Origin of the sequence: Rhodoplanes elegans, assembly GCF_016653355.1 — a bacterium.
In the GTDB taxonomy this organism is placed as follows: domain Bacteria; phylum Pseudomonadota; class Alphaproteobacteria; order Rhizobiales; family Xanthobacteraceae; genus Rhodoplanes; species Rhodoplanes elegans.
Genome location: NZ_NHSK01000076.1, coordinates 17,704 through 28,924, shown reverse-complemented (window position 1 = coordinate 28,924; position 11,221 = coordinate 17,704). Strand labels below are relative to the sequence as shown.

The following is an 11,221-nucleotide window of genomic DNA, read 5'->3' as shown; positions in this document are numbered from 1 at the left end:
AAGAAAGACAGGCGACGCGCTGCCTTTGGAGTTTGAAGTATGCTTGCCCTTACGGTCGGAAAAAAGATCAGCCTCATTTCGCTGCTTGCCATCTGTGCGCTATTGGGAATGGCGGCATTATCTCTTTACGAGTTTAGAGAAGCTCTCGAAGCACAAAAAAAGGTCGAGCTGAAGCACTTGGGAGAGCTCGCACTCGGAATTCTCGCGGAGGAACACGCTGCGGTTCAAGCAGGCACACGAACGGCTGAAGAAGCTAAGAAGAATGCGGCACGACGCATTTCCCGCCTCCGCTATGGCAACGAAGATTACTTCTTCATCTTTGACAAGAAACTGAAACTTGTGGCTCACCCGCTCCGGGGCGGTGACATCGGCCGGGACATGTCGACGGCGAAGGATGCCGGCGGACGGCCACTCTACAGAATGATGGCCGACGCTGCCACGAGTACCGGCTTCGTCAGCTATGATCAGCTCAAGCCAGGGATCGACACGCCGCAGCCGAAACTGTCCTACACTGTCATGTTCGCTCCTTGGGACTGGATCATTGCGACAGGGGTCTACCTCGATGATCTGCGTGCTCAGACCTGGACTACCGCGCGTGATCTGGCGGTGACATCCGTCGTGATTCTGGTGCTGCTTGGTGCACTCACGACGTTTATTGCGCGGCTTCTGTCGAAAGCGATCGCTACTCTGACCGAAGCGATGAGAAGCTTGGCCCGCGGAAACTTCGACGTTGTGCTGCCAGGGCTCGGCCGCGGTGATGAACTAGGTGCCATGGCACGCGCCGTGGAGCAATTCAAGGTCAAGGCGGTCGAAAAAGCACGAGACGACGCGGCTCGACAAGAGCGCGAGGCTGAGCGCATCCGGGACGAGCAGCGCCTCGAAGTGGAAGGAGCCATCGAAGCTTTCCGCTCGTCGATCGAGAATATGCTGGGGACGGTGACCGACGGTGCAGCACGTATGCGCACCAACGCACAGGCGATCAGCGCTGTCGCGAACGAAGCCTCCGGAGAGGCCGAGGCGGCGAAGTGCACGTCGGAGCAAGCAGCGGGCAGCGTGCAGACGGTCGCGGCTGCGACCGAGGAGCTGTCGGCCTCGATTCACGAAATTGGTCGCCAGGTCATCCAGGCAACCAACACGGTCAGGAGTGCTGGGATTAAGACCAGTCAGTCGGCGACTGAAATCGAGGCGCTGGCCGGCATGAGCGAACGAATCGGAACAGTTGTCAAGCTGATCCAGGATATCGCTGGTCAAACCAACCTTCTGGCTCTCAATGCCACGATCGAGGCTGCGCGCGCTGGCGACGCCGGCAAAGGATTCTCAGTTGTCGCGCAAGAGGTGAAGCAGCTCGCCGCCCAAACAGCCAAGGCCACGGCAGAAATCACGGGCGAGGTGGCAGCCATTCAGACGGCAACCAGAACTGCTGTCGATGCGGTTCGTGGTGTTGGTTTCGCAATGCGGGAAATCGACGAGGTGACAGCCTCTATCGCGACCGCCGTGGAACAACAAAGTGCGGCAACCAAGGAGATCGCCAACAACGTACAGTCGGCAGCACAGGGTAACGTTCTGCTGGTCGGAAACATGACATCGGTCAATCAGGCGGTAGCTCAGGCACGCCAGTCGGCAGGCGAGGTCTGGACTGCGTCCGAAGAATTGGATGCGCAAGCGGGGCAATTGTCCGGCGAAGTCTCCGAGTTCTTCCACAGCCTTCGTATCGGCGTGCTGGATCGCCGCAAGGCACAAGATGCGAACTACGATGGGCCCGAACGGCGGAAAATCGGTCGCGCGACTGCAAGAACACGCTCTTCGCCGGCTACGATGGTAGCGTCGAGCTCGGGGCGGTCTTCGCCTCGCTGATCGAGACCTGCAAGCTCGTCGGCATTGATCCGCAACTCTAACTCGCCGACGCCACTATTCGAATCGTCGATGGCACTCGCGAACAGCCGCATGGACAACCTGCTGGCCGAGGACTCGTGGTCCGAGTCGCTCAGGGTTGGTCTTGACCGGAACGTCGGGCGGCACCGAGGCCGCCTGTCGCCGAGCGATATCGCTGGCCCTTTTCCTTGCGAAGGTAGAGGCCGCGCTCGATCAGCGCGTGCCGACCCGGCTTGCTTAAGCCAGGAACCGCGATCAGGCGGTTTTCGATGCGCCCGGCCGTTCCCGAACATTGCCGCGCGACGCGGATCGAATGATCGTCCTTCTTCAGGAACCCGGTCTCGTGGACGATCAGAAGGCCATAGCGGCCGCCGAGCGACTCGATCGCGTAATCCCAGATGCCATCGCGCACCCGATCCGCCTCCCAGCAAGTCAGCTCGACGAAAAACCGGGTCCGGTACGGTAGGTTTTCGCTGGTCACCTCCGACATCAGCCACCCCATCTTGCGCTCGGCCGCGGAGAGAAGCCCGTCGTGAACGCCTGGGCAGTCTAGCTGCAGATCAGGCTAGACTTGCAGTAGAGCAAGTCGGCGAGAGTGGTAATCTTTTGTTCAAACACGGGCTTTAGACCGTTTGTCGTGGATCTCCGAAGGCGCTGCCCCTGTCCTTTAACTAGAACGGCGACTCGGTGGAGGCGTACGGGGTGAGAGCGATCTGTTGGAGGTGGCCAGATTCGCAGGGATCCGCTCATAGTTTGAGAAGATACGCCCCTTCCGCGCCGCCGCACGTATCGGGGCGTTCGCCCTTATGCCTTATTCAGTTTTCCTGATCTTACTTCCCGCCTCCACTAGGTCGAATGTGAGATATCATACGGAGCTGTTACAATGAGCCTCCCCTTCGTTCCCCGCCCCACCATCGGGCTGAGATTCGCCGCGGCGCTCGGCGCCAGCGTCATTCTCGCCGTCGCGGCGACCACGGCTAGCAATGTCTGGCTGGCCGCCCGGATGACGAAGCAGGCGGCCGACCACGAGCTGACCGTGCTGCAGGAGATCTTCGCCGGGCGGCTGCGCAACGAGGCGCAGCGCGCGCTGGCGCTGGCCGACAGCCTCGCCGGCAATCGCGGCATCCAGGCCGCCTTCGCAGCACGCGACCGCGAGGCGCTCGCCGCCCTGCTGGTGCCCGATTTCGGCCGTCTGAAGGATCAGCATCGCGTCGTCCAGATGCAGTTCCACACCGCGCCCGCGACCTCGTTCCTGCGCGTTCATCGGCCGGAGAAGTTCGGTGACGACCTCTCGGTGATCCGGCAGACCGTGGTCGAGGTCAACCGCACGGGCAAGCCGGTGTCGGGGCTCGAGAACGGCGTCGAAGGCCTCGGCATCCGCGGCGTCGTGCCGGTCTTCCATCAGGGCCAGGCGGTCGGCTCGGTCGAGATCGGCATGTCGTTCGGCAAGCCGCTGCTCGAGTCGTTCAAGCAGTCGAGCGGCGCCGATCTCGCGATTCTCCTGAAGACACAGGTGGGCGTCGACATCTTCGCCTCCACATTCGCCGAGACGCCGGCGCTCGGCGCCGAGCCGATCGCCGCGGCCCTGTCCGGCCGCGTCTCGTCCTTCGCGTCCGTGCTGGGCGGACGTGATCATGCAGTCGCGCTCGCGCCGGTGCGCGACTATCGCGGCGACGTCATCGGCGTCACGGTGCTCGCCCTCGACCAGAGTAAGTTCACGGCCGCGCTGGCGGAGGCGCGCAACTGGTCGATCGGCATCGGGCTCGCGGTGCTGATCGTGACGCTCGGCCTCGCGGTGCTCTTGAACCGCAACATCGTGCAGCCGCTGCGGGCGCTCACCGTGGGCATGCGGCGGCTCGCCGACGGCGACTTCGAGGTGGTGCTGCCCGGCCTCGGCCGGCGCGACGAAATCGGCGAGGTGGCGGCCGCCGTCGAGGCGTTCAAGCGCAAGGCGATCGAGAAGGCACGGCTCGACGCCGAGCACCAGGAGCAGGACCGCATCCGCATCCGCGAGGAGCAGAACGCCAAGGTCGAGGCCGCCATCGAGGCGTTCCGCTCGTCGATCGAGGCGATGCTCGCCTCGGTGAACGACAACGCCGCGACCATGCGGGCCAACGCCGAGACGATCGACGGCCTCTCGGCGCGCGCCTCGACCGAGGCGACGGAGGCCGCGAGCACGTCGGAGCAGGCCTCCGCCAGCGTCCAGACCGTCGCCGCGGCGGCCGAGGAGCTGTCTGCCTCGATCGGGGAGATCGGCCGGCAGCTCGGCCAGGCGACCGAGGTGGTGAAGACGGCCGACCAGCGCACCGGCCGCTCGGTCGCCGAGATCGAGAGCCTCGCCACGATGAGCCAGCGCATCGGCACCGTCGTCGAGCTGATCGAGACGATTGCGGCGCAGACTAATTTGCTGGCGCTGAACGCCACCATCGAGGCGGCGCGGGCGGGCGACGCCGGCAAGGGCTTCGCCGTGGTCGCCTCCGAGGTGAAGGCGCTGGCCGGCCAGACCGCCAAGGCGACGGCCGAGATCGCCGGCGAGATCGCGGCCATCCAGTCGTCGACCCGCAATGCCGTCGAGGCGGTGCGCGAGATCGGCGAGGCGATGCGCGAGATCAGCCAGGTGACGGCGACAATCGCCGGCGCCGTCGAGCAGCAGGGCGCCGCCACGCGGGAGATCTCCCAGAACGCCCATTCGGCCGCCGCCGGCAATACGACGCTCTCCGGCAATATCGGCCGCGTGAGCACGGCGGTCGGCGACGCGAGCCGCGCCGCCGGCGCGGTGTTCGGCGCCGCCGACACGCTGGCAGCCGAAGCCTCGCGCCTCTCCGGCGAGGTGACGGCGTTCTTCCACAGCATGCGCACCGGCGTGCTCGACCGCCGCAAAGGCTGTGACCCGAGCTACGTTGGGCCGGATCGCCGCAAGCCAACCGAGATCACCCGCACGGCGGCGTAAGCCGGCGATGCATGTCGTCCATCAACCCAGTCCGCGCGAGCGCCGCCTATGCGTGAGCCCCGGCATTCGCTCTCGTCCGTGCTGAAAGGAATTTGAGGCACCGAGTTGCCGACCCGCAGGACATACCTGTCGTACCATCTCCGGCACCTCAGCTTGACTTTGGCCAATTTCACGGGGTCGGCGGGATGCGGAAGACGGGATCGTTTTCACGATCTCGCGGGCGCTATCCAGCATGAGCTTCAGTCGGCCGAGCGGTCCGAAGGTGGCCCAGCGATCTTTGACGCTGGACCAGTAGAAGAGCTCGAACCGTTCGGTTTGCGGGATCGGCCGCAGCCGAGTGAAGGCGGCGGCGATGCCGCGGTCGACGATCAGATAGCCGGCCCCGCTCTTCTCGACGTGCCGGGAACTGCGCCGCGATCCGGGTCAGGGTCGGACAGGTTTTGGTCATGCCGGGCAGTGTGGCCGAGGGGCGGCCGAGAGGCCAGCCGAGGAGCGGCCGACTGATCGATGTGTCGGATCGGCGGGAGATTGTGGTGCGCGGCCGCACCGATTCCGTCCTCGGGATGCAACATCCCCGTAGTCGTTCCAAAGATACCGGCACGCCGCTGCCGGATCGCTTCGTCTCCCGTCTCCGCTGCTTCGCCGATCTGTTCACTCGGCCGACCTGGTCGACCGCACTCGTCCTCCTCGCCGGGCTCGTGCTGGCGCCGGGCCGGCGCACCGTCGCATCCGCGCTTCGGATCCTGGGGCGCGACTGCGATCCCGACTTCTGCACCTTTCATCGCGTCCTCAACCGGGCAGCGTGGCATCCCGGGCAGCGGCGGGCCGCCTGCTCGGCCTGCTGGTCGAGGTTTTCCTGTCGCCCGGCGCCCCGGTCGTGATCGGGCTCGACGACACCATCGAGCGGCGCTGGGGGCCTAAGATCACCGCGCGCGGCATCTATCGCGACCCGGTCCGCTCCTCCAAGGGTCATTTCGTCAAGACCAGCGGCCTGCGCTGGCTGTCCGCCATGCTCCTGGTCGAGGTGCCGTGGGCCGGCCGCATCATGGCACTCCCATTCTTCACCGTGCTCCCTCCCTCCGAGCGCTTCTACGCCGCCGCGCCCCGCGAGCCCAACACCCTGCTCGACTGGGCGCGGCAGATGCCCCTGCAGATCCGCCGCTGGCTGGCTGACCGGGCCATCGTCCTGGTCGTCGACAGCGCTTTCGCGGCCGTCGAGTTCCTCGCCGCCCCCATGCCTGCGTCGTCACCCGCCTGCGCCTCGACGCCAACCGGTTCGATCTGCCGCCCCGGAAACGCACCGGGCGGGGCCGGCCACCGATCAAGGGCGTCGCCACCGCCGCCGTCGCCGTCTGTGCCGCGACAATCACGGTTCAGGCCCGGCGCTCGGGTCGCTGTAATCGGCGACGGAGCCGTGGGGCTATGCGGGGTCATTGCCGCAAAGCGACTCGGAGCCGAGCAGATCATCATCCTCGGGCGTCACCCCGATCGTGTTGCACTTGCGAAAGTATTCGGAGCAACCGCTGTCGTCAGTGGGCGCGGCGGCGGACGGCTATCGCGCCATGAACGAGAGAAGAGCTTTGAAGGTGATGGTGCGGCCGTGAGGTCCTCTACGCCCCCGAGCGGCTCGTGTTCGTCGACGTGACGTTGCCTCTATCATAATGGCCTGGCGCTACGGCCGACGCCTGGGTCGAGCGCTTGCGGGGCGGCATTCCGCGACACGGAAACCACCTTCGTGGCCGGGCTCACCGCCGCGGGATGACCGCTCCCTTCGTCCTGGACGGGCGATAAACCGCGAGGCGCCGAGACCTATGTCGAGCGCGGGCTCGCGCCTGCGCTCAGACCTGGCGGCGCCGTTTTCATGGACAATCCATCGAGCCACAAGGGCTTCACGGTTCGCGAGATGATCGAGGCGGTCGCCGCAAACGTTCTCTTCCTCCCGACCGAGAGTCCCGACTTCAATCGGATCGAGAACGCTTTCTCCAAGCGAAAGGCTCATCTCCCAGAGGCCGCCGACCAAACCGTCGACGGGCTCGGGGCCGCGCCCGTGGTCACCAGAGTATTCTCGACCGCCAGAAGCTCACGCTGCGTTTCCACCCTGTGGTTCGCGCCGCAGTGTCTGGAGGAAGGCCTTCACGGATTCGCCGAGACGATGCGACTGCGTGGCCAGGTTGACCGACGCTCCCGTGGCAAGGCCGGCTTGGCGCTCGGACTCTCCTGCATGGTCGCTGACGGCGCGGACCGTCGCCGTGATGTCGCGAACACCCGCAAAGGCCTGCTCGATGTTGCGGGCTATCTCCTCGGTCGCCTGAGATTGGGCACCAACCGCTTCTGCGACGCGGGCCGTGATCTGGTCCACCTCTGCTATAGTGGTGCCTATCGCCGAGATTGCTTCCACGGCGGCGCGTGTGGTGGTCTGGACCTCGACAATACTGCGCGAAATGTCGCCAGTCGCCTTGGCGGTCTGGCCAGCAAGCATCTTCACTTCCTGCGCCACGACGGCGAATCCCTTGCCGGCCTCGCCAGCTCGGGCCGCTTCGATGGTGGCGTTGAGCGCCAGAAGATTCGTCTGTCCTGCAATCGCGTTGATCAGCTCGACGATCTCGTCGATCTGCGCCGTGGCGCTCGACAGGCCGGCGACAGCATGGCTTGCCCGCGCGACCCGTGCGACGGCCTCACGGGCAATCGCCGCCGAGCGGTCGACGTCCCGTCCCACCTCTCTTGCCGACGCGGCGAGCTCTGTGGTCGCCGCCGCGACCGTTTCCATGTTGCTGCTCGCGCTTTCAGAGGAACGCTGGACGACCTTGGCACCGTCGAGTGTCGTGGTCGCGCCGCGGCCGAGTACGCCCGCCGTCGATTTCATGTCGCCGGCAGCCGACGACATCGCATCGATGACGTTGCCGATCGCCTGCTCGAACTGCGACGTATTGGCATTGAACGCGGCGACTCGCTGCTTGATCACGTCCATGGCCGCATTGATGGTCTCGGCAGCGAGGCGGACGCTGCCGTGCAGGCCGCGCGGCAGGATGCGGCGGTGGTAGCGGTCGTTACGGATCGCCGCCATGGCGGCGGTCGATTCTCGCACGAAGGCGTCGCAGCGATCGACCGCGTCGTTGAAGGCGTGCTGCAGGCGGCCGAGCGCGCCACCGTCGCGAATGTTCAGAATGCGGGCCTCGAAGTCGCCGCCGGCGATCCGCGCCGCGACCGCGTCGATTTTCCGGCACGTGGCGCCGATACGTGCCAGTCTCCAGGCGACGACCGAGAGGGCGAGAGCGGCGGCGACGAGCGCAGCGGCCACCACGAGCGGGCTGGCAAGGGCGAGCGCCACAGCTGCGGCCACGAGTGACGCTGCGATGGCGGCGACGCCGAGAGCAGCCTCAGAGAGCGAAGACGAGTTCATCATAGGGCATGCCTTGGGCGTCGACGAAATCGAGGAGCCGACGATAACCGGCCGCCAGCGCATCCTTACCGTTGGCGTGGCGCGACTCCTCGCGCAGCACTTCGGCATAGAGGGGCGTGACGGCCTCGATGGCCCGCCGTTCCGGCACGCGGCGGTTGGAGTGATATCCGACGATCGTGCCAGCGCCGTCAAAGGATGGGGTCACATGGGCGAACACCCAGTAGAAGTCGCCGCTGCGCGCCATGTTCTTGACGTAGGCGAAAACCTCGCGGCCGTCCTGGATGGTGTCCCACAGGAGCTTGAAGACGGCGCGCGGCATATCGCGGTGCCGGATGATGCTGTGCGGTTGCCCCATCAGCTCGTGCTCGGAATAGCCGCAAAGATCGCAGAACACTCTGTTGGCGTAGGTGATGCGCCCCTTGAGGTCGGTTTTCGAAACGATGAGATCATTGGGGCTGAAAAAAATTTCGCGATCGGTCGGCGTCGAGCGCTGTGCCACGTCGGTTTCCTATTTCCTACTCTGTAAGAACAAATGGCGGTATCCCGTAAATAAAGTCTTACAACATTAATTCCCTACCGTCCGCTACAGAGTTCCCATGTTAATTGCAGGACCCTCGGCACCCGTCCAGCACGGGCTCTGGTGGGGCCACATCCCTGAAGTGCGAAGACCTCTACTGCGATGCCAATTCTCTCGCGACACGTCGCTGACTTAGCGCCATCGACCAGCCCTCACCAGCGCACCCGCCTCGGTGAGGGGCCGGGCCGCGACGGGCAATTCAGTTCGGCCAATCCGTGGGCCAGCATAATCGATTACAGTTGCTTTCGATGGATGCGAACAGAACGAGACTACCTGACCAAACGGGCGAGAATAAACTGGGAATGCGCATAGCCAGGGGTCGCCCGGAGATGGAACATCACGGCATCAGACCTAGCCACCTAGGGAGTGGGCCGACTCAGAAGGCCACCAGAATGCGCATGATAACGGGAAGAGCGTTCTTTAATGCGGGCCTTCATCCGTTGCCTTGGCTCTCCAATCCCCGGACTGTCACCCGCCCCGCACGTTTTGGAGGAAGCTGTGAACCTCGGCCTTCAGTCGGGTGCTATCCCGAGCGAGCGCCCGTGCAGCGGCCAAGACCTGAGTGGAGGCCGCCCCCGTTTCTGTTGCGCCCCGCTGCACCTCGACGACGTGGCTGCTCACTTCGACAGTACCTTGGGCCGCTTGCTGAACATTGCGTGAAATCTCCCGGGTCGCCGCCCCTTGCTCCTCGACCGCCGCGGCTATCGAAGAGGAGATTTCGGACAGGCGGCCGATGGTGTCCCCGATTTGGCGAATTGCCATCACCGAACCTTGGGTCGCCGTCTGCATGCCGGTGATCTGGATCGAGATGTCACCGGTCGCTTTGGCCGTCTGAGCAGCGAGAGCTTTCACCTCCTGGGCGACGACGGCAAAGCCTTTTCCCGCCTCGCCGGCTCTCGCCGCCTCGATCGTCGCATTGAGGGCCAACAGATTGGTTTGCTCGGCGATCGCTGTGATCAACTTGACAACATCGCCGATTCGCGTTGCCGCCTGCGAAAGCTCCGCGACATGAGTGTCGGTCGTTTCGGCCTGTTGGACAGCGCCTTCTGCAATGCGTGCTTGGTCCTGCACCTGTCGCCCTATCTCGTTGACGGAAGACGCCATCTCTTCGCTTGCCGAAGCGACGCTCTGGACATTTGCGGACGCTTGCTCGGCCGCGGCCGCGACCGAGATGGTGACGGATTGGGTGCGATCGGCAGTGGCGGCCAGCGTATGAGCAGATGCCTCGAGCTGCGTGGATGCGGACGACACGGTGTCGATAATCTCGCCGAGAGCATTCTCGAACTCGGCAGCGAGTCGCTGCGTGTCGGCTCGGCGCTGCGCGACCGTTCGGCGTTCTATTTCCTTCTGCTCGGCGCGTTCGTAGCCGAGCTTTGCCTGCATGGCTTGAACATTACGAAGAGCAGTGCCTATCTCGTCGTCGCAATCAACGATGATCCGACTGTTGAACTCGCCCTGCGCGATGCAATCGAGAGCGGCGTTAAGACGTCGGAGCGGCTGGAGCGTCGACTGGATGGTGCGCACCGCAAGCCAGCCGCCGGTCAGCAGAGCGGCGGCGAGCACGGCGGATAATCCAAGGAGGCCAACCTGGACTTCGCTGTCGCCGGCCGCGACGAGACCGCCTGCCCCGCCCATGACGACAAAGCAGCTGAACACAGCAACCAAGGTGATCAGACGGGCCTTAAGGGTACCGGTGAAGAGCGACAGTCGATCGAAAATGGAACGTGTCCGGATGACGCCTCCCGTCACGGAGTAGGCGCCAGCCTTCTTATCGCGCAGCAGCCCATAGACGCGTTCGGCCTCGGTCCGCTGGTCGGCCGGAAGCTTCGTGCGAATGGACATGTAGCCTGTGACGGTCCCGTTTTCGTAGACCGGTGTCGCGCTCGCCATGACCCAGTAGAAATCGCCGTTCTTTCGCCGGTTCTTGACGGCGCCGGCCCATGGTTTGCCGCTCTTCAGCGTGGCCCATAAATCCGCAAATGCTTCTGGCGGCATATCAGGATGACGGACGATGTTGTGAGGTTTTCCGAGCAACTCTTCCTCTGAGAAACCCGACGCCGCCAGGAACTGATCATTGAAATACGTCAACCGGCCTTTGATATCGGTCCTGGAGACGATCACCGTCTCGTCGGAAAGGACATACTCGGTTCCCGTTACAGGAAGATTCATTCGCATGCGAGGGTCCTTTCAAACCGCGGCGTCTCCTCCGGCGCGTCGTCGCCGGGCAGGACAGGGCGAGAAGACTGGGGGGGGTAGCGGGATACATCATGTCAGCGTCAAGGTAGAGGTATAATTGACCGAACTAGCAAAGAATGGATTAATCAAAGTGCAAGCGGACGTGCACAGCACCGCACCGCAGCATCGATGTGGGCGGCGGGCGGGATCGAGCATGTCGCAACAGCGGACGATTTTTTGGAGCCCG

Annotated in this window: 6 protein-coding genes and 2 pseudogenes; 4 read left to right on the top strand and 4 right to left on the bottom strand. The window is 64.4% G+C overall.

The annotated features are described in order from the left end of the window. Nucleotides 1–39: 39 nt before the first annotated feature. Nucleotides 40–1,602, top strand: a pseudogene (locus CCR97_RS09605) (methyl-accepting chemotaxis protein); the annotation flags it as partial. 382 nt (nt 1,603–1,984) lie between these two features. On the opposite strand, the gene CCR97_RS09600 reads toward CCR97_RS09605, so the two are convergent. Next, nucleotides 1,985–2,431, bottom strand: a complete 447-nt coding sequence (locus tag CCR97_RS09600) for a transposase (protein ID WP_274611505.1) — start codon at nt 2,429–2,431, stop codon at nt 1,985–1,987. Nucleotides 2,432–2,755: 324 nt separating this feature from the next. On the opposite strand from CCR97_RS09600, the gene CCR97_RS09595 reads away from it, so the two are divergent. The 3 genes and pseudogenes from CCR97_RS09595 to CCR97_RS32520 all read left to right on the top strand — a co-directional run. After that, nucleotides 2,756–4,822, top strand: a complete 2,067-nt coding sequence (locus tag CCR97_RS09595; protein ID WP_111355208.1) for a methyl-accepting chemotaxis protein — start codon at nt 2,756–2,758, stop codon at nt 4,820–4,822. A gap of 802 nt (nt 4,823–5,624) precedes the next feature. After that, nucleotides 5,625–6,467 (top strand): transposase, encoded by an 843-nt coding sequence (locus CCR97_RS09590; protein WP_201159456.1) that lies wholly within the window; start codon nt 5,625–5,627, stop codon nt 6,465–6,467. A 174-nt stretch (nt 6,468–6,641) separates the two neighbouring features. After that, nucleotides 6,642–6,818, top strand: a pseudogene (locus CCR97_RS32520) (transposase); the annotation flags it as partial. An 84-nt stretch (nt 6,819–6,902) separates the two neighbouring features. On the opposite strand, the gene CCR97_RS09580 reads toward CCR97_RS32520, so the two are convergent. The 3 genes from CCR97_RS09580 to CCR97_RS09570 all read right to left on the bottom strand — a co-directional run bounded on the left by CCR97_RS09580 (nt 6,903) and on the right by CCR97_RS09570 (nt 10,974). Next, complete coding sequence (locus CCR97_RS09580; RefSeq protein WP_111355209.1) at nt 6,903–8,225, bottom strand: methyl-accepting chemotaxis protein; 1,323 nt, start codon at nt 8,223–8,225, stop codon at nt 6,903–6,905. Next, nucleotides 8,200–8,721, bottom strand: coding sequence for a PAS domain-containing protein (locus CCR97_RS09575; protein ID WP_111355210.1), 522 nt, complete (start codon nt 8,719–8,721; stop codon nt 8,200–8,202). The genes CCR97_RS09580 and CCR97_RS09575 overlap by 26 nt, the downstream gene beginning before the upstream one ends. A 546-nt stretch (nt 8,722–9,267) precedes the next feature. After that, nucleotides 9,268–10,974 (bottom strand): methyl-accepting chemotaxis protein, encoded by a 1,707-nt coding sequence (locus tag CCR97_RS09570; RefSeq protein ID WP_111355211.1) that lies wholly within the window; start codon nt 10,972–10,974, stop codon nt 9,268–9,270. Between the last annotated feature and the right edge of the window lie 247 nt (nt 10,975–11,221).

Bases quoted from the DNA above. Each gene is read 5' to 3' on its own strand.
- CCR97_RS09580 (WP_111355209.1), bottom strand. From the start codon at position 8,225: ATGATGAACTCGTCTTCGCTCTCTGAGGCTGCTCTCGGCGTCGCCGCC.
- CCR97_RS09595 (WP_111355208.1), top strand. From the start codon at position 2,756: ATGAGCCTCCCCTTCGTTCCCCGCCCCACCATCGGGCTGAGATTCGCC.
- CCR97_RS09570 (WP_111355211.1), bottom strand. From the start codon at position 10,974: ATGCGAATGAATCTTCCTGTAACGGGAACCGAGTATGTCCTTTCCGAC.